General features: G+C 71.5%; 18 protein-coding genes. 9 read left to right on the top strand and 9 right to left on the bottom strand.

Annotated elements, in window-relative coordinates:
- Positions 1-84 precede the first annotated feature (84 nt).
- Genes LZ604_RS09805 through LZ604_RS09795 form a run of 3 tightly spaced genes read right to left on the bottom strand, consistent with a single transcriptional unit; the run spans position 85 to position 2,822 of the window.
- A complete protein-coding gene (locus tag LZ604_RS09805) occupies positions 85-891 on the bottom strand; it encodes an amino acid ABC transporter ATP-binding protein (protein WP_308283575.1) in 807 nt (268 codons plus the stop codon).
- A complete protein-coding gene (locus LZ604_RS09800; RefSeq protein ID WP_234514192.1) occupies positions 888-1,826 on the bottom strand; it encodes an amino acid ABC transporter permease in 939 nt (312 codons plus the stop codon). The genes LZ604_RS09805 and LZ604_RS09800 overlap by 4 nt, the downstream gene beginning before the upstream one ends.
- Before the next feature lie 33 nt (positions 1,827-1,859).
- Positions 1,860-2,822: an ABC transporter substrate-binding protein gene (locus LZ604_RS09795; protein WP_234514190.1), complete on the bottom strand. Its 963-nt coding sequence runs from the start codon at positions 2,820-2,822 to the stop codon at positions 1,860-1,862.
- A gap of 534 nt (positions 2,823-3,356) precedes the next feature.
- Between LZ604_RS09795 and LZ604_RS09790 the strand changes: the two genes are divergently transcribed.
- Together LZ604_RS09790 and LZ604_RS09785 are read left to right on the top strand one after the other, a co-directional pair.
- Entirely contained in the window at positions 3,357-4,580 is a 1,224-nt protein-coding gene (locus tag LZ604_RS09790) for an NAD(P)-dependent malic enzyme (RefSeq protein WP_234514188.1), read from the top strand.
- 135 nt (positions 4,581-4,715) lie between these two features.
- Positions 4,716-5,681, top strand: a complete 966-nt coding sequence (locus LZ604_RS09785; RefSeq protein ID WP_234514184.1) for a zinc-binding dehydrogenase — start codon at positions 4,716-4,718, stop codon at positions 5,679-5,681.
- Between the two features lie 97 nt (positions 5,682-5,778).
- Here LZ604_RS09785 and LZ604_RS09780 read toward each other — a convergent pair whose 3' ends face one another.
- From LZ604_RS09780 to LZ604_RS09770, 3 genes are all read right to left on the bottom strand, one after another.
- A complete protein-coding gene (locus LZ604_RS09780; protein WP_234514182.1) occupies positions 5,779-6,789 on the bottom strand; it encodes a PadR family transcriptional regulator in 1,011 nt (336 codons plus the stop codon).
- A 1-nt stretch (position 6,790) separates the two neighbouring features.
- Positions 6,791-7,681 (bottom strand): DUF4097 family beta strand repeat-containing protein, encoded by an 891-nt coding sequence (locus tag LZ604_RS09775; protein WP_234514180.1) that lies wholly within the window; start codon positions 7,679-7,681, stop codon positions 6,791-6,793.
- 518 nt (positions 7,682-8,199) lie between these two features.
- The gene (locus tag LZ604_RS09770) at positions 8,200-8,379 is read right to left on the bottom strand and encodes a DUF6104 family protein (RefSeq protein WP_028420339.1); all 180 of its coding nucleotides are present in this window, start codon (positions 8,377-8,379) and stop codon (positions 8,200-8,202) included.
- Positions 8,380-8,522: 143 nt separating this feature from the next.
- On the opposite strand from LZ604_RS09770, the gene LZ604_RS09765 reads away from it, so the two are divergent.
- From LZ604_RS09765 to fxsT, 7 genes are all read left to right on the top strand, one after another.
- A complete protein-coding gene (locus tag LZ604_RS09765; RefSeq protein WP_234514178.1) occupies positions 8,523-8,927 on the top strand; it encodes a CU044_2847 family protein in 405 nt (134 codons plus the stop codon).
- The gene (locus LZ604_RS09760) at positions 8,920-10,908 is read left to right on the top strand and encodes a VMAP-C domain-containing protein (protein ID WP_234514177.1); all 1,989 of its coding nucleotides are present in this window, start codon (positions 8,920-8,922) and stop codon (positions 10,906-10,908) included. Before LZ604_RS09765 ends, LZ604_RS09760 begins: the two co-directional genes overlap by 8 nt.
- A 157-nt stretch (positions 10,909-11,065) precedes the next feature.
- Positions 11,066-12,103: an AAA family ATPase gene (locus tag LZ604_RS09755; RefSeq protein ID WP_234514176.1), complete on the top strand. Its 1,038-nt coding sequence runs from the start codon at positions 11,066-11,068 to the stop codon at positions 12,101-12,103.
- A 6-nt stretch (positions 12,104-12,109) separates the two neighbouring features.
- Positions 12,110-15,367 carry an SAV_2336 N-terminal domain-related protein gene (locus LZ604_RS09750; RefSeq protein WP_234514175.1) on the top strand — a complete coding sequence of 1,086 codons (3,258 nt, stop codon included), beginning with the start codon at positions 12,110-12,112 and terminating at the stop codon, positions 15,365-15,367.
- Positions 15,364-15,558 (top strand): hypothetical protein, encoded by a 195-nt coding sequence (locus LZ604_RS09745; RefSeq protein WP_234514174.1) that lies wholly within the window; start codon positions 15,364-15,366, stop codon positions 15,556-15,558. The genes LZ604_RS09750 and LZ604_RS09745 overlap by 4 nt, the downstream gene beginning before the upstream one ends.
- The gene (locus tag LZ604_RS09740; RefSeq protein WP_234514173.1) at positions 15,555-16,706 is read left to right on the top strand and encodes an FxsB family cyclophane-forming radical SAM/SPASM peptide maturase; all 1,152 of its coding nucleotides are present in this window, start codon (positions 15,555-15,557) and stop codon (positions 16,704-16,706) included. Before LZ604_RS09745 ends, LZ604_RS09740 begins: the two co-directional genes overlap by 4 nt.
- Before the next feature lie 57 nt (positions 16,707-16,763).
- Positions 16,764-19,739 (top strand): FxSxx-COOH system tetratricopeptide repeat protein, encoded by a 2,976-nt coding sequence (fxsT, locus tag LZ604_RS09735; protein WP_234514172.1) that lies wholly within the window; start codon positions 16,764-16,766, stop codon positions 19,737-19,739.
- Between the two features lie 73 nt (positions 19,740-19,812).
- On the opposite strand, the gene LZ604_RS09730 is transcribed toward fxsT, so the two are convergent.
- From LZ604_RS09730 to LZ604_RS09720, 3 genes are all read right to left on the bottom strand, one after another.
- The gene (locus LZ604_RS09730) at positions 19,813-23,610 is read right to left on the bottom strand and encodes a multifunctional oxoglutarate decarboxylase/oxoglutarate dehydrogenase thiamine pyrophosphate-binding subunit/dihydrolipoyllysine-residue succinyltransferase subunit (protein ID WP_234514171.1); all 3,798 of its coding nucleotides are present in this window, start codon (positions 23,608-23,610) and stop codon (positions 19,813-19,815) included.
- Between the two features lie 281 nt (positions 23,611-23,891).
- Positions 23,892-24,998 carry a sensor histidine kinase gene (locus tag LZ604_RS09725; RefSeq protein ID WP_234514170.1) on the bottom strand — a complete coding sequence of 369 codons (1,107 nt, stop codon included), beginning with the start codon at positions 24,996-24,998 and terminating at the stop codon, positions 23,892-23,894.
- Complete coding sequence (locus LZ604_RS09720; protein ID WP_234514168.1) at positions 24,995-25,732, bottom strand: response regulator transcription factor; 738 nt, start codon at positions 25,730-25,732, stop codon at positions 24,995-24,997. Before LZ604_RS09720 ends, LZ604_RS09725 begins: the two co-directional genes overlap by 4 nt.
- Positions 25,733-25,801 lie beyond the last annotated feature (69 nt).

The raw sequence follows: 25,801 nt of genomic DNA, 5'->3' as shown, positions 1-25,801 counted from the left end.
GCCCCGGGGACGGCCGGCACGCCGAAGGGGCGGTACGAGGAATCCGTACCGCCCCTTCGTGTCGTACCGGTGTCCGCCGTTCCCCTAGAGAACCTTGGACAGGAACGACTGCGTCCGCTCGTGCTGAGGGTTGGTCAGGACGTCCCGCGGGTTGCCCGACTCGACCACCACGCCGTCGTCCATGAAGACGAGCGAGTCGCCCACCTCCCGGGCGAAGCCCATCTCGTGGGTGACGACGACCATCGTCATGCCGGACTCGGCGAGGTCGCGCATCACATCGAGGACGTCGCCGACGAGCTCCGGGTCGAGGGCCGAGGTCGGCTCGTCGAACAGCATCAGCTTCGGGTCCATCGCGAGGGCCCGGGCGATGGCCACACGCTGCTGCTGGCCACCGGAGAGCTGCGAGGGGTAGTGCCCGGCGCGGTCCGCCAGACCCACGCGCTCCAGCAGCTGCATCGCGCGCTCCTTGGCCTGGGCCTTGGCCGCGCCCTTCACCTGGACCGGCGCCTCGATGACGTTCTCCAGGGCGGTCATGTGCGGGAACAGGTTGAAGCGCTGGAAGACCATGCCGATGTCCCGGCGCTTCATCGCGACCTCGCGGTCGCGCAGTTCGTACAGCTTGTCGCCCTGCTGCCGGTAGCCGACCAGCTCGCCGTCCACGTACAGCCGGCCGGCGTTGATCTTCTCCAGGTGGTTGATGCACCGCAGGAATGTCGACTTGCCCGAACCGGAGGGGCCGATGAGGCAGAACACCTCGCCGGACTTCACCTCCAGGTCGATGCCCTTGAGGACCTCCACCGCCCCGAAGGACTTGTGGACCCCCTCGGCCTTGACCATCGGGACGGACGTGTCCTTCGCGGGAGCGTCGCTCTTCGTGAGCTGCTCGGTCATGCCGCGCCTCCCTTCGGACGGCCGATGGACAACATGTTCGCCTTGACCTTCTGCCACGGGGTCGGCGGCAGCTGGCGGCTGGAGCCGCGCGCGTAGTACCGCTCGATGTAGTACTGCCCCACGCTGAGGACCGAGGTCATGATCAGGTACCAGGCGGCGGCGAGGAAGTACATCTCCACCGGGGCGCCGGAGGTCTGGCCGATGTCCTGGGCGTAGCGGAAGAGCTCGGGGAACTGGACGGCCGCCACGAGCGAGGTCGTCTTCAGCATGTTGATCACTTCGTTGCCCGTCGGCGGCACGATCACCCGCATCGCCTGCGGAATGACGATCCGGCGCAGTGTCCTGCCGTGGCTCATGCCCAGTGCGTGCGCGGCCTCCGTCTGGCCCTCGTCGACGGCGAGCAGACCGGCACGGCAGATCTCCGCCATGTACGCCGCCTCGTTCAGACCCAGGCCGAGCAGCGCCGTCAGCAGCGGCGTCATGAAGTTCGACCAGTAGTCCTTGTAGAACGGCATGAGGTTGATGTACTCGAAGACCAGGCCCAGGTTGAACCAGAGGAACAGCTGGACCAGGACCGGAGTGCCGCGGAAGAACCAGATGTAGAACCAGGCGACGGACGAGGTCACCGGGTTCTTCGACAGCCGCATCACGGCGAGCACGATGCCGCCGACGATGCCGATGACCATGGACAGGACCGTCAGCATGAGGGTCTTGCCCACACCGGTCAGGATGCGGTCGTCGAAGAAGTAGTCCGGCACGGCATGCCAGTTGATCCTGCCCTGGCCGAACGCGTAGATGATGGCGACGAGCAGCGCGATCGCGATGACCGCGGAGACGTACCGCCCGTAGTGCCTCACCGGAATGGCCTTGATGGCCTCGGCGCCGGCCGGGGGAGTGTCCTGGGTGCCCGCCGTCTTGTCGATGTCAACAGTCACGGGTGTTGCCTTTCAGTGGCCGCGGAGCAGCGGTCACTTGCCGCCGTTGATGACGGACTCCTTCACGGCGCCGTCCTCGGCGCCCCACTTCGCAAGGATCTTCTGGTACTCGCCGCTCTTGATGACCGCGTCCATCGCGGCCTGCAGAGCGTCCCTCAGCTGGTTGTTGCCCTTGGCGACGGCGATGCCGTACGGGGCGGCCTCGACCTGGTCGCCGACGAGCTGGAAGTCCTTGCCGCCGCCCGAGGTCTTCACCGCGTACGCGGCGACCGGGAAGTCGGAGGACGCGGCGTCGGCGCCGCCGGAGCGCAGCCGGGTCTGGGCCTGCTGGTCGTCGTCGAAGGCCTCGATGGTGATCTTCTTGCCGCCCGTGCACTTCTTGGTCTCGCTCTTGGCGAGGTCCTCCGACACGGTGCCCCGCTCCACGGCGAGCTTCTTGCCGCACAGGTCCGACCACGTCGAGATACCGCCGGTGTCGCCCTTGCGGGTGTAGATCGAGACGCCCGCGGTGAGGTAGTCGACGAAGTCGACGCCCTCACCGACCTTCTTGCCGGAGTCGGGATCGACACCCTCCTGGCGGCTCTTGTTGTCGGTCATGGCGGACATCGCGATGTCATAGCGCTTGGAGCGGATGCCCGTGAGCAGGGCGTCGAACGTGCCGTTCTCGAACTGGAACTTCACGCCGAGCTGCTTGCCCATGGCGTCCGCGAGATCGGGGTCCATGCCGACCGTCTTGCCGGCGCCGTCCTTGAACTCGACCGGCGCGTACGCGATGTCCGAGCCGACCTTGATGATCCCCGCCTGGCGGATGGACGCGGGGAGCTTGTCGGCCAGCGGAGCCGCCGCCGAGGCGCTGCCCGAGCCGCTGTCGTTGTTCTTGCTCTTCGTCTGGTCACCGCAGCCGGTGAGCAGCAGGGTGCCCGCGACCGCGATGGCGCCGACCGCGGCTATCCGGGAGCGCACGGCGGTCGAACGACGGGTGGAGCTTGCGGTCATGGTGGGTTCCTCCGGCGGGATGAGTGATGCCGATGGGTCGACGAGAACACACACCTTCGGGTGTCGCGACCTCGTGTGGTTGAGGCATCTTGCCATTCCGTTACGCATTTTCAGGGGCGCCACTATGTCAAAATCGGATAACGGGACCCCTGAAACACGTCCGGAGCGCCGATCACAGTCGGGCTTTTGCGGGAATCGATCCTTCCGGCCGGAAGATCTTCGGCCGGTCTCATGATGCGGACGATAGTGGCCGGGCCGCGACGGCCCCGAGGAGACATGTCGGTGACTTGTCCACATTTCCGGCCATGAGTCATCTCACCGGCGTGTGACCTTAGCTTTATGGACTCGTCCGGGACACCATCCGTCGGGTAAGAAGGTGCATTACACCCCTCATCAGGGGCTCAGGGCGCGTGTGCGGCGCGCCCGTCGCGTGTGCACCCGTACGCATCAGTCATCTGGGTCATACGCGGTGCCCGCCCACCCCTCACCAGGAGTGGTCACCCTCAAACATGCATACCTAAGGGGTACGACACAGTGGCAGCGGAGATCGTCAATCCTCGCAGCGACAACAGTGCGGATCAGGACGGCGGGGTCGAGCCCCACGATTCCTTCGATCCGGCCTTCGCGCTGCACCGCGGTGGCAAGATGGCCGTTCAGGCCACCGTGCCGATCCGTGACAAGGACGACCTGTCCCTTGCGTACACGCCCGGCGTCGCCCGGGTGTGCACCGCCATCGCGGAGCAGCCCGAGCTGGTCCACGACTACACATGGAAGTCCTCGGTCGTCGCCGTCGTCACGGACGGCACGGCCGTGCTCGGACTCGGTGACATCGGTCCCGAGGCGTCCCTCCCGGTCATGGAGGGCAAGGCGATCCTGTTCAAGCAGTTCGGCGGGGTGGACGCGGTCCCGATCGCCCTGGACTGCACGGACGTGGACGAGATCGTCGAGACCGTGGTCCGTCTCGCGCCCTCCTTCGGCGGTGTGAACCTCGAGGACATCTCGGCGCCGCGGTGCTTCGAGATCGAGCGCCGGCTCCAGGAGCGGCTGGACATCCCGGTCTTCCACGACGACCAGCACGGCACGGCCGTGGTGACGCTGGCGGCCCTGCGGAACGCCGCGCGGCTGACCGGCAGGGGACTCGGGGATCTGCGGGCCGTCATCTCGGGCGCCGGAGCGGCGGGTGTCGCCATCGCGAAGATGCTGGTCGAGGCGGGCATCGGGGACGTCGCGGTCGCGGACCGCAAGGGCGTCGTGTCGCCGGACCGGGACGATCTGACGCCGGTCAAGCGGGAACTCGCCGGGTTCACGAACAAGGCGGGTCTGTCGGGGTCGCTGGAGCACGCCCTCGCGGGCGCCGACGTCTTCATCGGCGTCTCCGGCGGTACGGTGCCGGAGAAGGCCGTCGCGTCGATGGCCAAGGGCGCCTTCGTCTTCGCGATGGCCAACCCGAACCCGGAGGTCCACCCGGATGTCGCGCACAAGTACGCGTCCGTGGTGGCGACGGGGCGGTCCGACTTCCCCAACCAGATCAACAACGTGCTGGCGTTCCCGGGCATCTTCGCGGGCGCGCTCCAGGTGCGGGCGTCCCGGATCACCGAGGGCATGAAGATCGCGGCGGCCGAGGCGCTGGCGTCGGTCGTCGGCGACGACCTGGCGGCCGACTATGTGATCCCGTCGCCCTTCGACGAGCGGGTTGCGCCGGTCGTGACGGCGGCGGTGGCCGCGGCCGCGCGGGCCGAGGGCGTCGCGCGACGGTGACGCAGTGCCGGGCGGGCGGGGTCGGATGACGCCGCCCGCCCGTGTCCTTGCGGCCGGTATGTGGCTTCCGGGCGGGACACGCGTCACAGTCGGTCCTGGTTCCCTACGCCCACCGCGGAGCCTATCGTCAAGGTCATGTTCGCTGCCTACGCCGCCCGCATCGACCGCGACCGCCCGCTCTCCGGCCTGGAGTTGGGAGAACGCCCGGCCCCCGAGCGGAGGCCCGGCTGGACGACCGTGAACGTCAGGGCCGCCTCCCTCAACCACCACGACCTCTGGTCCCTCAGGGGGGTCGGTCTCTCCGAGGACAAGCTGCCCATGATCCTCGGCTGCGACGCGGCGGGTGTCGACGAGGACGGCAACGAGGTCGTCCTCCACTCCGTCATCGGCCAGACCGGCCACGGCGTCGGCCCCGACGAGCCCCGCTCGATCCTCACCGAGCGCTACCAGGGCACCTTCGCCGAGCAGGTCTCCGTGCCCACCTGGAACCTCCTGCCCAAGCCGAAGCAGCTCTCCTTCGAGGAGGCCGCCTGCCTTCCCACCGCCTGGCTGACGGCCTACCGCATGCTCTTCACCAACGCCGGTGTACGCCCCGGGGACTCGGTCCTCGTGCAGGGCGCAGGCGGTGGTGTCGCCACGGCCGCGATCGTGCTCGGCAAGGCGGCCGGGCTGCGGGTGTTCGCCACCAGCCGCGACGAGGCCAAGCGCAAGCGGGCGCTGGAGCTGGGCGCGGTGGAGGCCCTGGAGTCCGGGGCGCGGCTGCCGCAGCGGGTGGACGCCGTGATCGAGACCGTCGGCGCCGCCACCTGGTCGCACTCCGTCAAGTCGCTGCGCCCCGGCGGCACGATCGTCATCTCGGGCGCCACCAGCGGTGACCGGCCCTCCCACGCGGAGCTCACACGCATCTTCTTCCTGGAGCTGAAGGTGGTGGGCTCCACCATGGGCTCCAAGGACGAACTGGAGGACCTGCTCTCCTTCTGCGCCGCCACCGGAGTGCGTCCCGTCATCGACGAGGTGCTTCCGCTCGACCGCGCCCGCGAGGGCTTCGAACGCCTGGAAGCGGGCGACCAGTTCGGCAAGATCGTACTGACCGCGAACTGAGGTCCGCCGGGGCCGGGTGCCGCCGGAGGCGTACTCGGCCCCGGAGGAGCGGCACTCGGCCCCGCCGGAGGCGCACTCGGCCTCGCCGGCCGAACCGTCACACCTTCCGGGAGCGCAGTGCCGCGCCGATGCGGGCCGCCGCCGTCGACAGGTGGCCCCGGGCATCACGGAGTTGCTCCTCCGTCACGCCGTGGTCGCGGGCCGCGTCGCGGATGTCGTCACGGAAGCGGTCCAGGAGCCGGTCGAGGGCCCGGGCCGGGTCGCCCGGGAAGTCCTCGTGCGCCCAGGAAGGCTCGTAGGCGCCGGGGAAGTCCCCGGGGGTCGTCGTGTACTCCGGTTCCTGTGCCGCCCCCGAGCGGCCGAAGCCGAAGTCCTTCCCGAACTCTCCGAACTCCTTGGCCAGCTCGGTCAGGCCCTCCCGTACGCCCGTGGGCCAGTCGCCCCGCGCGAAGTGATCCTGCACATGCTCCTGGACGCGCCGCGCCATGCGCTGGAGTTCCTCCTGGGCCTGGACGTGCGCCCGCTCCTGGGCCTCCTTGGCCTGGCGGCGTGCCTGCTGGGCCTCTTCACGGGCCCGCCGGCTCTCGTCCTTGGCGCGCCGGGCCTGCTCCTTCCACTCCTGCTTTGCGCGGCGCAGTTCCTCCTTGGCGGCGCGCCATGCCTCCTTCTCGGACTGGTCGCCGTGCTCCCCGTAGGAGTCCGCGTGTCCCTTGTCACCGCGGCGGGCCTGGGAGACCGCGGCCCGCATCTCACGGCGCAGATCGCCGGCCGCGCCCCGGACGTCCGCCCGGATCTCGGCGGCCAGCTCCGCGACGGACTCGCGGATCTCCAGCTCGAGGTCGGCCAGCTCCGCACTGCGGTCGGCGAGTTCGGCGCGGCCCGCGTCCGTGATCGCGTACACCTTGCGGCCGCCTTCGGTGGTGTGGGTGACCAGGCCCTCGGCCTCCAGCTTGGCGAGCCGGGGGTACACGGTGCCGGCGGACGGTGCGTACAGCCCCTGGAAGCGCTCCTCCAGCAGCCGTATCACCTCGTACCCGTGGCGGGGCGCCTCGTCGAGCAGCTTCAGCAGGTAGAGCCGCAGTCGGCCATGGGCGAAGACGGGAGGCATGTCAGAGCCCCTTCTGCTCGGTCGGGCCGCCGGTGGAGCCGGCCGAGGGACGCGCCTCCCCGGGCGCCTCCCATGGGTCCTCCTCCCCGGCCGGGCGGCGCAGGATGGCGATCGAGCCGGAGACCGTGGTCGCCTTCAGCCGGCCGTTGCCCCCGCCGAGGCGGCCGGTGATCTTCTTGGCGCCCCACTGCCCGGTCACCCGCAGGTCGTCGAAGGCATTGGAGACGGTGCCGCTCGCCGTGTTGGCCTCGATCTCCGCGTCCGCCGGGTGGGGGAGGCGGATCGCTATCTCACCGGAGACGTTCGTCAGGCGGGCGTCGGTGGGGCCACTCGTGGGATCGAGGTCGAGGATGATCGAGCCGCTGACGGAGTCGGCCTTCACGAGCGGGCAGGCGCCCTCGATGACGGTGAGGTCGCCGGAGACCGAGTTGAGTCGCAGCTCGCCGGTGACGCCCTGGGCCTCCACGTTGCCCGAGACCGTGGTGACGCGGACCGGGCCGGAGAGGCCGACCAGGGTCGTCTCGCCCGTGACGCCCTTCGACTCGACAGGGCCGTCGATTCCCGAGACCACGGCGTTGGCCCCGATCACGCCGACCTCCACGCGGGTGGACGCGGGAACGGCCAGGGAGACCACCGCACTGCGGCGCCAGCCCTTGCGGTCCAGCCACTTGAGGAAGCCCTTCCAGGGAAGGTCGTCGTAGGCCACCGTCAGGGTGCCGTCCTGTTGGGTCACCGTGAGCGGGGGTCCCTCGATCTCCGAGACCTCCAGGCGGGCGGAACTCTCGTCCGTGCCCACCACGTTCACCGTTCCGTTGACGGTGCGCACATGGAGTGCCGTCACGGGGGCGTCGAAGGTGAGCTTCCTCGGCTCTGCGACGGACCACTCGGACATGGGGTGACCTCCTCGGCCGGTGCGGGACGGCCTACTCGACGGGCGACACCGCGGACGTGGCGACGGGCGCGGGGCGAGGTCACCCAACGCGCCATATCGCGTCTTCGTATTCACGATATATCGTGGCCTGGCAAAGTCAAGGCGCCCGTTGGGGGAACTGTGGGGGAGGGGGCGGAATCGGCTCAAGGTGCGACCGAGGAAGGCGCGACCGAGGAAGGCGCGACCGAGGAAGGCGCGACCGAGGAAGACGCGACCGAGGAAGACGCGACCGGGGAGGGTGCGACCTAGGAGCGGGGCGCCTGTGATCACACGGAAGGCTGCGCGGACGGCGCCCGCCGCCGCTGTGCAGCATGTCGCGACACGTCGCTTGTGCCGCCCTGTGGGCAGGGGGACTCGAGGACATGGGGCATGGGCATGGGGACACGGGTGCGCAGCCGCTGCCCCGTCGGCGGGCGCACCCTTCGTCGGCCGCCCCGTCGGCCGCCCCGGCCTGCCGCCCCGATCGACCGCTGACCGGCCTACTCGTCGTCCTCGTCGTCCAGACGCGCCAGCCAGGTCGCCAGCCGCTCCACCGGCACCTCGAAGTCGGGGTTGAGATCGACGAACGTACGAAGCTGCTCGGCGAGCCACTCGAAGGTGATCTCCTCCTCGCCGCGTCGCTTCTCCAGCTCTTCGATGCCACGGTCGGTGAAGTACATGCCTTCAGAATATGCGCCACTTGGCCGGTTAGCGGTCTCGCTCCGGAACCGCCCGGGCGGCTAGCCTCGTCGCAGTTCAAGAGCCCGGTGCCGGCGTGGTCCGGCGGCCGGGCGAGCGGAGCCGTGCACAGGGCGGGGGAGCCATGGACGAGACGCTGCGCGAGATCACGCTGCCCGGGGGCCAGACGGTGCTGGCGCGGGTGACACCCACACAGGCCGCGACGAAACCCGGCGAGTACGGCTCGGACGACCTCGACATCGGGGTGGGGCGCGCTGCGGCCGCCAAACTGGAGCAGCTGGGCGAACTGATCCAGGGCGTCGGTCAGTCGGTCCTGGACGCGGCACAGTCCGTGGGGCCGGACGAGGCGACCATCACCTTCGGCGTCGAGATCGTCGCCAAGCCCGGCAAGGCGATCGCCGTGCTCGCCGACGGGGAGGCCAAGGCGTCGCTGGAGGTCGGCCTGGTGTGGAAGCTGGACGAGCGCCGCGAGCGGAAGCTCGCCGAGCGCCGTGAGCGGGCCACCACCGAGTCCGGCACGGATGTCTGAGCGGCGTGATGCCCGCCTCGAGCACCTGATCGAGAACGCCACGGTCCACTTCCACTCCGCGCGTCCCGATGACGAGGACATGTGGGGCAGCGGCTTTCTCGTCGCTCCGGGTTGGGTACTGACCTGCGCCCATGTGCTGCTCGGTCGTGTCGGGGAAAGGGGCGACGAGGAGTTCCGGGTGCGGGGCCCCGGCCTCCACGACGGCCGCCCTGTGCCCGCCCGGCTGGAGGAGTGCCTCTACCAGGGATCGCTCGGCGAGCAGATCCACGAGCAGCCGCAGCTGCCCCTGGAGCAGGACATGGCCCTGGTGCGCCTGCTCGACCGCTCCGTGGAGCACGAGTGCGTCTGGCTGAGCGACCGCTCCGACCATCCGTTCGGCGACCACCGGATCGTGTACGGCTACCGGCCGCTGGCCGACGGGGCGGCCCAGGCGTGGAACGGCGAGGCCACGGTGAACGCCCACGACGGACCGTACGGACTGCGGCTCGGGCCCAGCAACGAGTTCCCGTCCGGGGTCTCCGGCGGCCCGGTGCTGGATCCGGCCACCGGAGCCGTCGTGGCCGTCATCAAATGCCGCCGCGGTGACCGGGACGGCGGGCTGTCCATAGCGGTCTCGTTGATGCGGCAGTTCGCGGCCTACCACCGGGTGATCGCCGCGCACGACCGATGGCACGACAAGCGTCGCAGGGTGGAGCACAACTGGGTCACCCGGCAGACGAAGCTGCCCGGGACGCCGCGCGAGGCCGACTCCGACCAGTGGAGCCCCGTGGACCGCCGGAAGGCGCTCGCGCTGCTGGCGGCGGTCGAGCCCGCCGACGCCCCGCACACCATCACCCGGCTGGTGCGCAAGGCGCGTGGCGACGACCCGGCCGGGCGCCCGCACCTGCCCGTCTCCTGGCGCGACGGGCACGGGCAGCTGTACGAGGGGGACCGGCCGCAGGAGGCGTTCGTCTTCCTGCGCTATCTCCGCCTGGTCCAGCTGTTCCTGGAGGCCCGTGACCCCGAGGACAAGGCCGCCGTCGAACACCTCGGCGAGTGGATATGGGACCGGCTCGCCGAGGTCAGGCCGTCGGTGCGCACCAACGTGGAGGACGCCGTGCTGCCGCCCGGGCTGCTCCCGTGCGGGCAGCGGACCGTGGAGCCGTACCCGGGACCCGGCGAGCGCGGGGTCGTGCTGCTGGAGCTCGAGCCGCTCGACGACGACCACTCCCGCTTCTACTGGACGCTGCGCATCGACGACGGGGGCGAGAACAGCGACATACCCCGCTACGGAACCACCACCGGTCCCGGCGTCGACCGTGACCACCTGCGGGACGTGCTCGACAAGCCGCTCGCCAAGGCCTTCGCGTCGGTGGACCGCCCGGAGCAGCCGGCACCGCTCGAGGTCGCCCTGGACCTGTCGAACTTCGACACTCCCGTCCACACCTGGCAGATCTACGACTCCGCACCGCTGTGGGACCGGACGCGCCAGCAACTGCTCGGTGTGCGCCGTCCCGTGGTCATCCGTGACATCGAGCGCCGGGGAGTTCCAGCCGAATCCTGGGACACCCGCTGGGCCGAGATGCTGTCCCTCGGACGGCTGACCGCGAGGAACACCGTCTTCGACGGCGACCCCCCGGAGGCCCACCAGTTCGCGCGGATGCCTCCCGGCGACATCCCCGTGCAGTGCCGGCGGGCCGGATCGGGCGCCGGCCGCACCGCGATGCGCATGGCCCTGGACGCCGGACACGGGGTTGCCCTGTGGCACTCCGGTGACCACCCGGGACACGAGTGCGGGCTCCGCTGCGACGACCTCCACCGGGAGACCGTCGGCTTCCTGGCGGAAGTGACCGATCCGGCTGAACTGCCCGACCGCCTCCGCCGTATCAGAGAGCACATCACCACAGGGAACGGACATCACTGGGCCGGTGAGGTCGCCATCCTCTACGACGATCCGCGCCGTCCCCTGCCCGCGGAAGAGGGGGTGTTCGACGCCCCATGAGTCCCGGTGGACACCCCGCGACACCCCTGCACGGCTGTCCGGAAATCGACCGCCGTCTCCTCGTGGACGGGTACGTTTTCAGGGGCCCGTTGTGGGCGCCGCCTGCCCTCGTCGGCCGTGACGCGCCGTGCCATCGATCGTCGACGAGGAGCGAACCATGAGCGAGTGGCTGGTCTACCGGGGCAAGGGCGAACCCGCGCCGGCACGCGTCGACTCCCTGCCGCCGCCCCCGCACTGGCGCCGGTTCGACGGCACACCCCTCGACGACGTGTACCCGGTACCCACCATCGACAGCGCCTCCTCCCGGCGGCTCGGCCGCCGCCCCCCGCTGCCCGTGCAGGACCCGCGGGCCGTGGAACTCATCAATGCGGCCCTCTACCTGAGGCGCCCCCTGCTGGTCACGGGCGAGCCCGGCTCCGGCAAGAGCACCCTGGCGCACGCGCTGGCCCACGAACTGGGGCTCGGCCGCGTGCTGCAGTGGCCCATCGTCAGCCGCACCGAGCTGAGGTCCGGGCTCTACGCCTACGACGCGATCGGCCGCCTCCAGGACGCGCAGCTCGACCGGGCGGGCGCCGAGGAGACGGAGGAGTCGCCCGGGGCGCGCCGCGACCTCTCGATCGGCCGCTACATCCGGCTGGGCCCGCTGGGCACGGCCCTGCTCCCGATGAAACGCCCCCGGGTCCTGCTCATCGACGAGCTGGACAAGAGCGACATCGACCTGCCGAACGACCTGCTCAACGTCATCGAGGAGGGGGAGTTCGGCGTCCCGGAGCTGGAGCGCATCGCCGACCGCCCCGGACAGGGCACCGTGCAGGTCCTCACCGACGACGGGCAGCGGGCGCCCGTCACCGGCGGGCGCATCCGCTGCCACGCCTTCCCCGTGGTCGTGATGACGAGCAACGGCGAACGCGAGTTCCCCGCCCCCCTGCTGCGCCGGTGTGTCCATCTGCACCTCGACCCGCCGCGCGGCGACCGGCTCGCCGCCATGGTGCAGGCCCACTTCGGCGAAGGCGCCGACCGGGACCACCGGGACCTCCTGGAGCTGTTCGCCACGGACGGGGCGGGACCGCACCGGCCGACCGACCAGCTGCTCAACGCGATCTTCCTCACCCAGCGGGTGGCTCCGCCGGGCAGTCCGCGCCGTACGGAACTGGCGCGGCTGCTGATGGGTTCGCTCGACTCCGGACAGCGGTAACCGGCCATGACCGTCGCGGCGTCCCTGGAGCTGCTCGCCCGCCGGCTGCGCGAGGCCGGGCTCGCTCCGGACGCCGAGGAACTCGCGGACGCGCTCTGGCTCGCCCGCCATGTCCCCGGCACCACGGCGACCACCGGATCCCCCGACGAGGACGACGGCGAAGAGGACACGAACCTTGGGCGGCGCGGCGACCGTGCCACCGTTCCACCCGAGACGACCCTGACCGTGCCCTCCCGGAAGCGGGCAGCGGACCACCGGACGCCGGCGGTCGGCGGCATCGCGACCGAAGGCCCCGCGGGCGCCACCGGCACCGTCGTGGCCACCCGGGTGCCCGCCGCCTCCGTCCTGCCCGAACCGCTCTCACTGCAACGCGCGTTACGGCCGCTCAACCGCTACCGGCCGCCGAGCGGGCCCTCCTGGTCCGGACTGGACGAGGAGGCGACCGCGCAGCGGGCGGCCGACACCGGCGTGATCGTCCCGGTGCCCGCCCTGGGCCAGCGCCGGGAGGCACGACTGCAACTGGTCATGGACGTCTCCTCGTCCACCGTGGTGTGGCAGGACACCTTCGCCGAGCTGCGCCGGATCTGCGAACGCGCCGGCGCCTTCCGGGAGATCCGGACCCACTACCTCCATGAGGGAGGGCGGGACGGGGTACGGGTGGCACCCTCGCCGGACCCGTCGTCGCCCGCCGACGGCCCCGGCCTGCTGCGCGACCCGAGCGGACGCCGGCTGACCCTGGTCCTCAGCGACTGTGCGGGACCGCTGTGGCGCAACGGCAGCATGCAGCGGCTGCTGCACGACTGGGCGGGCTGCGCCCCGGTCGCCGTCGTGCAGCCGCTGCCCCAGCGGATGTGGCGCGGCACGCACCTGCCCGCGTACTCCGGGGAACTGCGCCGCCGCGAGGGACTGACCGGCGGCCTGGAATTCCGGTCGGAACGCGCCGGACCGCCCCCCAGGCGCGCCCTGCCGGTGCCCGTGCTCGCCCTGCGCCCCTCATCCCTCGCCAACTGGGTCCGCCTCGTATGCGACGCGACCGCCCGGCGGCAGGTCGCCTCCGCGGCCTGGGTGCGGCCCGACCATCCGGCCACCGCCGCACGGCCGCTCGCCGAACGCGAGATCAGCCCACGCGACCGGGTCCGGGCGTTCCGGCGTACCGCCTCGCAGGACGCACGGCACCTCGCCGAGTACCTGGCCACCGTCCCCCTCGTGCTGCCGGTGATGCAGCTCGTCCAGCGGGCCATGCTGCCCGGCAGCGGCCCGGAGGCGATGGCCGAGGTCCTCCTCGGCGGGCTGATGAGACGCAGCGACGCCGTCGTCGACGGCGGATACGAGTTCATCGGGAGCGTGCGCGAGGAGCTCCTGCGCCATCTGCCCGGCGGCGAGGCCCAGCTCGTCCTCAAGCACAGCTCGCACTACGTCGAACGGCAGTACGGCCGCTCGGCCCGGAACTTCCCGGCGCTGGCCGCCGCCTACCTCGCCGGCGCGACGGCCGCACCCCCCGGGGCCGAGGACGGCAGCGACGACCGTCTGCTGCGTGCCTTCGCCCGGATCTCCTCCCAGGTCCTCGCCCGCTACGGCAAGGTCCCCTCCGCCCCGCCCGGCGCAGGCCCGGCACAGCTGGCCGCGCACGCTCACGAGCTGCTGGACCGCTACGCCGACCAGGGCACCGCCCGCGACCTCGACCAGGGCATCGGCCTGCTGCGCCGCGCACTCGAGGTCGAGCGCCGGCAGTCGGACCGCAACGCGCTGCGGGCCCGGCTGTCCGGGGCCCTGCTGGAACGGTGGCGGGTGACGGGAACGGCCGACAACCTCCGGGAGGCGTACGAGGTTCTTCCCCGCACCCGCAAGACCGACCCGGCGGAACTCGTCGGAGAGGCGCAGATCCTGCTGCACATCGCGGCCGACCTGGAGAGCGCGGGCGCGGCCGCCGCGACCCTGCCCGCGGGTCTGGGCCAGGACCTCGGAGAGCCCGACGCCACCCCCCGCCGACTCGCCCTGCTCGCCTACCGGCAGGCCCGGCAGCGGCTGGAGGAGATCCCGCCCGACACGGAGCGATGGACGACCCGTGCCCTGGGACTGCGCGCCACCGCCGTGTTCCAGGCGGCGTCGCTGGTCGCCCGGGCCGGCACAGCCGTGCTCCGCCCGGACGAGGGGACACCCCAGGACTGGGCCGCCCAGCAGTTCGAACAGGCGGCGGGCCTCGCGACCCAGCACCGGCTGCGCAACGACGAGTCGTCGTCCCGCCTCCTGGAGGCCCGGGCGCTGCTCGCGCTGGCCCGGCACGACTCCGGACGCGGCACAAGGCCCTGGGAACCCGGACCGGAGCGGCGCGCCCTCGCCCACCGCTCCGCCGAGCTGGCCGAGGTGGGCTTCCGGGAGGCGCTGCCGCTGCGCGCCGCCGAGGGAGCCGACGCCCGGGAGCTGACCCGGATCTGCCTCGACATGGCCGGTGCCCTGGACCTCACCCGCGACGCGGAGCAGGACCCCCGCGCCCGCCGCAGGATCACCGTCGTGCTCCGGCAGGCGCTGGACCACGCGGGCGACGATCCGGAACTGCGGTCCCAGTGCTTCGACCGGCTCGGCGAGGCGTACCTGGCGACCTATGAACTCACCCGCGACGCGGCCGATCTGGAGGCGGCCGTCTGGTCCTGGTGGCAGGCCGCCGGAGAGCTGCCCCTGGACGATCCGGTCCGGCCCGGGCTGCTGCTCCGGCTGGGCCTCGCCCTGGGCGCGGCCGACGAGTGGACCGACGCCGTGCGGGTGCTGCGGATGGCCGTCGACGAATCCTCCGAGCACGACCCGGAACTGCCGCGCCGCCGGGTGGAACTGGGCGATGCGCTGCTGCACCGGAACCTGCTCCAGGGCGGCCTGTCCGACCTCCACGAGGCCGACTGGATAGTCGGCACCGCCGCCCGGGAGACCGACGACGACCTGCTCGCCGCACGCGCCTGGCGGCTGCGCGCCGCGGCCGCCGGACGACTCGCCGAACACACGGCGCAGTGGTCCGACTGGGAGCGGGTCGCCGACCACCTGCTGCGGGCCGCCGAACGCTACCGGGACCTGGACCTCGCGGCCGCGGAGGCCCGCGTACGGGTCGAGCGCGGCGAGGCCCTCGGCCGGGCCTCGGCCCCGGCCCGCGCCGCCGAGGAGTACCGCACGGCACTCAGGCTGTACGAGCGGGCCGGGCTTGGCGACGGGGACGAGGCGGAGGAGGCTCGGGCCGCCCTGAGTGCCCTGGATCCGAGCGGCGGGGGCGGGGCATGAGGAGTCCGGACGACGCCCCGGGCATACCCCTGCCCGTTTTCGAGCGCCCCGGCGTCGGCGGCACCCCCCACCCCGTACTCGCCGCGGTGCTCGCCGAACTGCACGCCCGGGAGACGGAGGACGAGCTTCCGGCCGCCTACTACGGGGACTCGCCCGACCCGCCGAGTCCCCCGGCGGGAGCCGCCCCGTGAGCTCCGACTGCCTGCGCCAGTTCGTCCTCAAGGTGCACAGCCGCTGCAACCTGGACTGCACCTACTGCTACATCTACCGCAGCCCGGACACCAGTTGGCGCGACCGCCCGCACCACGTCGGCGAGCACACCATGCGCCAGACCGCCCGGCGCATCGCCGAGCACGTCGCGACCCACCGGCCCCGGTCCGTACGGGTCGACCTGCACGGCGGGGAGCCGCTGCTGACCGGACCCGAACCGCTCGTCGCCTACGCCGACACGGTGCGCCGCGCCGTACCGGACGGCACCGACGTGACGGTCACCGTGCAGACCAACGGCACCCTGCTCACCCGGCCCGCGCTCGACCGCCTGGCCGACGCCGGCATCCGGATCGGGATCAGCCTCGACGGCGGTACGGCCGCCCTCAACGCCCGCCGCGTCGACCACGCGGGCCGTCCCTCCTGGCCCGCCGCCCGCCGTGCGGCGCGGATGCTCGCCGCACGGCGGCCCGACGCCTACGGCGGCCTTCTGTGCACCGTCGACCCGGCCACCGACCCCGCCGAGGTCTACAGCTCGCTGCGGGCCCTGGCACCGCCCGCGCTCGACTTCCTGCTGCCGCACGTGCACTGGGGCAGCCGCCCGCCCGGCCGCCACCGCCCCGCTCCCACACCCTACGGGGACTGGCTGGCCGAGGCCTTCGACCTGTGGTGGGACGACGGCACACGGGGCCTGCCACGGGTGCGCCTGTTCACCGAGATCGCGGCGCTGCTGCTGGGCGGCTCCTCGCGGACGGACGCGGTGGGCCTGTCGCCGATCGCCGCGGTCGTGGTGGAGACCGACGGCACGATCGAGCGACTGGACTCGCTGAAGACGGCGTACCCGCACGCGCCCGCCACCGGCCTCGACGTCCACCGCAACTCCTTCGACGAGGCGCTCGGGCACCCGAGGATCGCCGCGCTGAGGGCCGGGCTCGGCGGACTCGGCGAGGACTGCCGCGCCTGCCCGGTGGTGCGGATATGCGGAGGCGGCAACTACGCCCACCGCTACTCCCGCCGCACGGGCCACTTCCGGCACCCGAGTGTGCACTGCGCCGACCTGGAACGCATCATCCGGCACGCCGCCGCGCGGATCGGCGAGCAGCTCTCCGTATCGTCAAGGAGTCTGGTCTAACGTGGAGTTGACGGACCACGGCGTAGCTCTCACCTACGTCAGAAGGAGACCCCAGGCATGTCATCCGCGTCCCCTGAGCATGTCACGATCGTCTACGCGGGACAGTCATGGTCCTGGGCGACGTGGATCGAACATCGCCTGGCGTACGCCGGAGCGGTGCCGGAAGCGGTCCGCTGGGACCCGCTGCACACCACGCCGGAGCCCGAGCGGCTGAGCGGTCTGCTTTCCCGCCCCGGCAAACTGCTGCTCCTGCTCGACGACTGGTTCGTGCGCTTCGACGAGGCCCGCCGGCAGGCCTGGGCCGATGTGCTGGCCGACCTCATGCCCCGGCAGGGGCACCGCGTCGTCGCGGTGTCGATCACCGCCGCCTCCCTGCCACCGGCCGCCGAACGGCTCGGCCGGGTGCTGCCGCTGCGCGGCCTCGACGCCGACCGGGCCGCCGAGGTGCTGCTCGACGCGCTGGAGGTGACCCCGCCCACGGGCGGCCCGGTCAGTCTGGACCGCAGCCGAGGCCCCCGGTTCCCCGAGGACCGGCCCGGCATCGACAACGCCCCCCGCCACAACCGTGACTTCACCGGCCGTGAGCGCGTCCTGGAACGCATGCACCAGGCGTTCACCGAAGGCGGTGAGGGCACCCGCATCGCGCTGCGCGGTCCGGGCGGCGTCGGCAAGACGCAGACGGCGACCGAGTACGTGCACCGCTACAAGGGCGAGTACGACATCGTCTGGTGGGTCCGCGCGTCGGTGCGCAACCGGGCGCGCGAGGACTTCGCCCGGCTCGCCGACAAGCTCGGAGCGGAACCGGACACCGGGGACGCCCTGCGGGGACGCATCGAAGCGGCCAAACGGGCCCTGGCCGACCGCATCCGCTGGCTGGTCGTCCTGGACGGGGCGGAGGACCCCGAGGACCTCGGGACGCTGCTGCCCGAAGGCCCCGGCCATCTTCTGGTCACCACTCCGCGCAAGGAGTGGCACCGGTGGGTCGGCCGGATCGTCGACCTTCCCCCGTTCGACCGCGAGGAGTCCGTCGACTTCGCGTGCCGGCGCAGCCGCCGGCTCACCCGCGACAGCGCGGACCGCCTGGCCGCCGCGGTCGAGGACCACCCGCTGCTCATGGACCAGACCGCGGCCTGGGTGGAGCTGAACGAGACCGCCGACATCGACGCGTACATCGCCCGCATCCAGGAGGGCGACCCGCACAGCGTTCCCGTCGTCCCCTCCGAGGAGTACCGCAAGGAGTTCCAGGCCGCCTGGGGGCAGACCGTCAACACCCTGCGCGAGAAGCACCCCAACGCCTATGAACTGCTCTCGCTCTTCGCGTTCTTCTCACCCGACGTGATCCCGCTGGGTCTGGTGCAGTCGGCCCGCGCCGGGGACCTGCCCCCGCACCTGGTGTCCCTGGTCACCGAGCCGAGCAGCTGGAACACCGCGCTGCGGGTGCTGTCCGAGGCCACCTCCATGCGGCTGGAGTACGAGCAGGGGCCGATGGACATCCAGACCGTCGGCACGCTGCGTATGCACCGGCTCTTCCACCGCTTCGTACGCGGTCATCTGGGCCATGGGGAGGCACGGCAGTCGGCCGAGACCGCACGCCGGGTGCTCGTCGCCGCCGATCCCCGCCGCCCCGGCGACCGCGTCCACTGGGCGCGGTACGCGGAGGTGATACCGCATCTGGAGCCCACGGGCGCGCTGCACTCCACGGACCGGGACGTACGGGCGCTGGTGCTCAACTGCATCGAGTACCTGCGGATCCGCGGCGAGTACAAGGAGGGCCGGAAGCTCAGCAGGGCGGCCGTCGCCGCCTGGACCGCCGTGTCCCCGGACACCGATCCGGACGTCCTCGTCGCCGTGCACCAACGGGCCAACATGGAACGCCGGCTCGGCCACTACCGCGAGGCCGAGCGCATCGGACGGGACGTCCTGCACCGGATCACCGCCGACCCCGGGCGCAGCCCCATCCAGGTGCTGCGGGCCAAGAACGGGCTCGGCGGAACCCTGATGGCGCTCGGGCAGTACCAGGAGGCCCGCCTGCTGTACGAGGACGCCGAGGCGCAGGCGGCGGCCGACCTCGGCGAGCACGAGGTGCCCCGTACCCTCGCCATCCGCGGCAACCTCGCGATCGCCCTGCGGCTGCTGGGCCGCTACGAGGAGTCCCTCGTCCTGCACCGGGCCGTACTGGAGTCGTACATCGCCCTCAACGGCGGCCGCGACCCGGCGACGCTCGACGCCGGCCTGCACACCGCCTGGACGCTGCGGCTGCTGGGCCGGTACGGCGAGGCCCTGGCCATCCAGGAGCTGAACTTCCGCCTGCACAGGGAGGTGCTGGGCGGCAACCACGGACAGACCCTGCTCGCCCAGCACAATCTCGCCCTGTGCCTGCGCCGCGACGGGTCCCATCTGCGGGCCCGGGGGCTGATGCGGGAGGCCCGCGACCGGATGCTGCGCCGGCACGGCCCCGACCACCCCGAGACGCTGATGCTGAACACGGACTACGCGATGCTGCTGCGCGACATCGGCGAACTCGAAGAGGCCCGTGAACTCGCCGAGGCCGCCCACGGCCGCTATGCGCGTCTACTCGGAGACAGCCATCCCTATGTCGCGGGAGCCCTCGACAACTGTGCCCTCGTCCAGGGCGACCAGGGGGACCTGCACGGCGCCCGGGAGCGCGCGGAGCGGGCCAGGGCGGGGATGGAGCGCGCCCTGGGCGCGGCCCACGTCTGGTCCGTCGGCTGCGCCATGAACACGGCGACGGCGCTCGCCCGGACCGGTGAGCGGGAGCGTGCGGTCGCGCTGGGCCGGGACGCCCTCGGGCGGGCGCGCGCCGCGGTCGGGGACGCGCATGTGCTCACGCTCAACCTCGCGGCGGGTCTCGCGCAGGACCTGGCGGAGACCGGGCGGGACGAGGAGGCGCGGAGCGTGCGCCGGGAGGCGGTCCGCAAGCTCACCGAGAACTTCTTCGAGGAGCACCGCCAGGTGCGGTACATGCTCGACGGACGGCGTCCCTACTGGGACTTCGAGCCGCAGATGATGTGAGACGGGCCGCACGCCGAGGGGCCCGCCCCCGAGCCGGAACTCGGGAGCGGGCCCCTCATGCGACCGTACGGCCTTACGCCTCGAACACCTCGCGCACGAGCTGCTCCTGCTCCGCCTGGTGCCGCTTCGCGGAACCGACGGCCGGGGACGAGCCGTGCGGGCGGGAGATCCGGCGCAGGCGCTCGCCCGCCGGGACGTCCGCGCCGACCGCCAGGTCCAGGTGGTCGATGAGGTTCAGGGCGATGAACGGCCATGCGCCCTGGTTCGCCGGCTCCTCCTGCGCCCACAGGTACTTCTCGGCGTTCGGGTACTTCTTGATCTCCGCCTGGAGCTCGGCGCCCGGCAGCGGGTACAGGCGCTCGAGGCGGATGATCGCGGTGTCCGTCACACCGCGCTTGACCCGCTCGGCCTCGAGGTCGTAGTAGACCTTGCCGGTGCAGAAGACGACCTTGCGGACCGCGGCCGGGTCCACCGAGGTGTCACCGATGACCGGACGGAACCGGCCCGTCGTGAACTCCTCCGCCTTGGACGCGGCGGCCTTGAGGCGCAGCATCGACTTCGGCGTGAAGACCACCAGCGGCTTGTGGTGCGGGTTGTGCACCTGCCAGCGCAGGAGGTGGAAGTAGTTCGACGGCAGGGTCGGCATCGCGACCGTCATGTTGTTCTGGGCGCAGAGCTGGAGGAACCGCTCCGGGCGGGCCGAGGAGTGGTCCGGGCCCTGGCCCTCGTAGCCGTGCGGGAGCAGCAGGGTGACGCCGGAGGTCTGGCCCCACTTCTGCTCGGCCGAGGAGATGAACTCGTCCACGACCGTCTGCGCGCCGTTGACGAAGTCGCCGAACTGCGCCTCCCACATCACGAGCGCGTCCGGGCGGGCCAGCGAGTAGCCGTACTCGAAGCCCATGGCCGCGTACTCGGACAGGAGGGAGTCGTAGACGTTGTAGCGCGCCTGGTCCTCGGAGAGGTACTGCAGCGGCGTGTAGTCCTCGCCCGTCTGGCGGTCGATGATGACCGCGTGGCGCTGGCCGAAGGTGCCGCGGCGCGAGTCCTGGCCGGACAGGCGGACCGGGACGCCCTCGAGGAGCAGGGAGCCGATCGCGAGGGTCTCGCCCATGCCCCAGTCGATCGTGCCCTCCTCGACCATCGCCGCCCGGCGCTGGAGCTGCGGCAGCAGGCGCGGGTGGACGGTGATGCTGTCGGGGATGTTGACCTGGGACTCGGCGATCCGCTTGACGACCTCGGCGGAGACGGCGGTGTCGACCGCCACCGGGAAGCCGTCCTGCGGCTCCTGCGGCACGGCCGCGACCGACTGCGACGTGGCCTCGCGGACCTCCGTGAAGACCTTCTCCAGCTGGCCCTGGTAGTCCTGCAGCGCGTGCTCGGCCTCCTCCAGGGTGATGTCGCCCCGGCCGATCAGCGACTCGGTGTACAGCTTGCGCACCGAGCGCTTCTTGTCGATCAGGTCGTACATCAGCGGCTGGGTGAAGGCCGGGTTGTCCGACTCGTTGTGACCGCGGCGGCGGTAGCAGATGAGGTCGATCACCACGTCCTTGTTGAACGCCTGGCGGAACTCGAAGGCCAGGCGTGCGACGCGCACGACCGCCTCGGGGTCGTCGCCGTTCACGTGGAAGATCGGGGCCTCGATCATGCGGGCCACGTCCGTCGCGTACATGGAGGAACGCGAGGACTCGGGGGCCGCGGTGAAGCCGACCTGGTTGTTGATGACGACGTGGACCGTGCCGCCCGTGCGGTAGCCGCGCAGCTGCGACATGTTCAGGGTCTCGGCCACCACGCCCTGGCCCGCGAAGGCCGCGTCGCCGTGGATCGCCACCGGCAGGACCGTGAAGTCCGTGCCGCCCTTGTTGATGATGTCCTGCTTGGCGCGGGAGACGCCCTCCAGGACCGGGTCCACCGCCTCCAGGTGGGAGGGGTTCGCGACCAGGCTGACCGCGATCTGCTCGCCGTCCAGGCCGGTGAAGGTGCCGCGGGCGCCCAGGTGGTACTTCACGTCGCCGGAGCCGTGCATCGACTTCGGGTCGAGGTTGCCCTCGAACTCGCGGAAGATCTGCGCGTAGGACTTGCCGACGATGTTGGCGAGGACGTTCAGACGGCCGCGGTGGGCCATGCCGATGACGACCTCGTCCAGACGGGACTCGGCCGCGCTGTCGATCACCGCGTCGAGCAGCGGGATGACCGACTCGCCGCCCTCCAGGGAGAAGCGCTTCTGGCCGACGTACTTGGTCTGCAGGAAGGTCTCGAAGGCCTCCGCCGCGTTCAGCCGGCGCAGGATGCGCAGCTGCTCCTCGCGCTCCGGCTTGGAGTGCGGGCGCTCCACGCGGTCCTGGATCCACTTGCGCTGCTTGGGGTCCTGGATGTGCATGTACTCGATGCCGGTGGTGCGGCAGTACGAGTCGCGCAGCACACCGAGGATGTCGCGCAGCTTCATCATCGACTTGCCGGCGAAGCCGCCGACGGCGAACTCGCGCTCCAGGTCCCACAGGGTGAGGCCGTGCTCGACGATGTCCAGGTCGGGGTGCTTGCGCTGGCGGTACTCCAGCGGGTCGGTGTCGGCCATGACGTGGCCGCGGACCCGGTAGGAGTGGATCAGCTCGAAGACGCGGGCGGCCTTGGTGACGTCGTCGTCGTGCGAGGCGTCGATGTCCTTGAGCCAGCGGACCGGCTCGTAGGGGATGCGCAGGGCCTCGAAGATCTCGTCGTAGAAGCCGTTCTCGCCGAGCAGGAGGTTCGCGACGACGCGCAGGAACTCGCCGGAGGCGGCGCCCTGGATCACCCGGTGGTCGTAGGTCGACGTGAGCGTCATGACCTTGGAGATGCCGAGCTTGTTCAGGGTGTCCTGGGAGGTGCCCTGGAACTCCGCCGGGTAGTCCATCGAGCCGACGCCCATGATCACCGACTGGCCGGGCATCAGGCGCGGAACCGAGTGGACCGTGCCGAGGCCGCCGGGGTTGGTGAGGGAGACCGTCACGCCCGTGAAGTCGTCCATCGTCAGCTTGCCGTCGCGGGCGCGGCGGACGATGTCCTCGTAGGCCTGCCAGAACTCGAAGAAGTTCAGCGTCTCGGCCTTCTTGATCGCCGCGACGACGAGCTGGCGGTCGCCGTTCGGCTTGACCAGGTCGATGGCGAGGCCGAGGTTGACGTGCTCCGGCTTGACCAGGGTGGGCTTGCCGTCCTTCTCCGCGAAGGACCAGTTCATCGACGGCATGGCCTTGATGGCCCGGACCATCGCGTAGCCGATCAGGTGCGTGAAGGAGATCTTCCCGCCCCGGGCGCGCTTGAGGTGGTTGTTGATGACGATGCGGTTGTCGAAGAGCAGCTTCACCGGGACCGCGCGCACGGACGTGGCCGTGGGCAGCTCCAGCGAGGCGTTCATGTTCTTCGCGACGGCGGCGGAGGGGCCGCGCAGGGTCACCAGCTCGGGACCCACGGGCGCCTGGGCCACGGGCTCGTCCTTCTTGGGCTGTGCGGGTGCCGCGGCGGGCTTCGCGGCGGCGGGAGCGGCCGCGGCGGGCCTGGCCGGGGCGGCGGCGGGCCGCGCGGCGGCCGGGGCCTGCGGTGCCGCGGGCACGGCGGCGGGCGCGGCGGGTGCCGGAGCGGTGGGAGCTGCCTGGGCCGACGTGGTGGTCGCTGCGGCCCCCGCGGCCGCAGTACCCGCCGTAGCCGGGGAGGCAGGGGCCCCCGGCTTGTAGTCGGCGAAGAAGTCCCACCAGGCGCGGTCTACCGAATTCGGGTCCTGGAGGTACTGCTGATAGATCTCGTCGACGAGCCACTCGTTCGCACCGAACGCGGCTGCGGGGTTCTTCCCGGCTTGGTCGTCGGTGGAGACACTCGAGTTACTGGGGGACTGTGGCGACACGGCGGCAACCGCCCTCTTCCGCTTCACAAGGTTATGGACAGCGGAAATAAAGGCTACGCCTCCCGGGGGGTGAAGGTCAGGTCGGGCCCGTTCATCGTCGCGTAAGTCACATCGGAGAGCGTGTTTCGGGGCTGGAAATGGCGGGAAACAAGCGTGGTTCCGCTGTGAGAGGGGTACGACGACCCGGGCCCGGAGCGGAGGCTGCGCGGGCCTGTGCCTGATCACACGTGTCCGTCAGCCGGTCCATACGTGGATCTTGTTGTTCCGCTTCGAACTTTACGTCAACTTGGGAGAGATGGCTCCCCTGGAAGGGTGACCTGGATCCGGCAGCCCCGTGAGGATTCGGCCACCCCGATCCGGCCACCGTGCAGATCCACCGCCCAGCGCGCGATCGCCAGACCGAGGCCCGTGCCGCCGTCGCTGCCCGGACCGTGCGGCCGGCTCACGGTGCCGCGGTTGAAGCGCTCGAAGACCCGGTGCCACTCGGACTGCGGGATGCCGGGACCCTCGTCCAGCACCTCCAGCTCCAGGGCGTCGGGGGCGGGCCCTCGCCGGGCCCTCACCGTCACGCGGCCGTGCGGGGGGCTGTGCTTGACCGCGTTGTCGATCAGATTGGCGACGACCTGGTGGATGCGCTCCGGGTCCGCGTGCGCGGTCAGCTCCGGCGGGGAGACGTCGAGGTGCAGATGGACGTCCGTGCGGGTGTGGCTGCCGGAGCCCGAGGCGATCCCCGCCCGTGCCGAGGCCACCATCTGGGCCTCCTTGAGGACGCCCGACAGATAGGGCCACACCTCGAAGCGCCGCTTCTTCAGCGGGACGACGCCGTTGTCCAGGCGGGAGAGGTCCAGCAGGGTCTCCACCAGGCGCCCGAGCCGTTCGGTCTGCTTCAGGGCGGTGCGCATGGTCTCGGGGTCGGCCTCGGTGACGCCGTCCACGATGTTCTCCAGCACCGCGCGCAGACCGGCGATGGGGGTGCGCAGCTCGTGTGAGACGTTCGCCACCAGTTCCTTGCGCTGGCGGTCCTGGGCCTCCAGCTCGTCGGCCATCAGGTTGATGGTGTGGGCCAGGTCACCCATTTCGTCCCGGCGGTTGTCACGGACCCGGCGGGTGTAGTCGCCGTGCGATATGGACCGGGCCACCGCGTTCATCTCGTCCAGCGGCGCGGTCAGCGAGTGCGCCACGAACTGCGTGATCAGCAGCGTGGCGATCATCGAGAACACCGTGATGAAGCGCAGTTCGGTCTCGGTGCGCACCGCGATCAGCAGCAGCCCCGTGGTGATGAGCACCGATATGACGACCAGCGCACCCAGCTTGGTCTTGATCGAGAACGGGCGTACGCCGCCCCGGGGCTCCCCGGGGCTCCTCCGTGCGGCCGGCCCGTCGCTCATGGCGTCGGGGTCTCCAGGGCGTAGCCCACACCGTGCACGGTGCGGATGCGCTCCGCGCCGATCTTCCGCCGCAGGGCCTTGATGTGGCTGTCCACGGTGCGGGTGCCGGAGGCGTCCGCCCAGTCCCACACCTCCGCGAGCAGCTGTTCCCGGGAGAGCACCGCGCGCGGTGTGTTGGCCAGGCACACGAGCAGATCGAACTCGGTGGGGGTGAGGTGGACGTCCTCACTGCGCACCCGGACCCGGCGCTGGGCGTGGTCGATCTCCAGTTCGCCCAGGCGCAGGATGCCGCTGCGGGGTGTGGCGGCGGCCAGCGCGGCCCGCTCCACCCGCCGCAGCAGCACATGCACCCGCGCGGCCAGCTCCCGCATCGAGAACGGCTTGGTCATGTAGTCGTCGGCGCCGACGCCGAGCCCGACCAGCATGTCCGTCTCGTCGTCGCGCGCGGTGAGCATCAGCACCGGTACCGGGCGCTGCGCCTGCACACGGCGGCAGACCTCCAGGCCGTCGAAGCCCGGCAGCATGATGTCGAGAATCAGCAGGTCCGGCTGCCATGCCTCGGCCGTGTCGACCGCCGAAGGACCGTCGCCGGCCGTTTGCACGAGGAATCCTTCCGCGCGCAGCCGGGCGGCGATGGCGTCGACGATCGTCGGGTCGTCCTCGACCACCAGAACCCGCCGCTGGGCGCCCGGGGTCGCCGTCGTGCCGTTGTGCGCGGTGTGTGTCTGCTCCATCGCCCGCCCCTGAGTTGCTTTCCGGAATCCGTGGGGTGATCCCATGACTGCGATTGACGCTTGAATGAT

This window comes from Streptomyces glomeratus, assembly GCF_021462825.1.
GTDB lineage: Bacteria > Actinomycetota > Actinomycetes > Streptomycetales > Streptomycetaceae > Streptomyces > Streptomyces glomeratus.
Note: the sequence above shows the minus strand (reverse complement) of the source record. Positions and strands in the feature narration are given on the sequence as shown.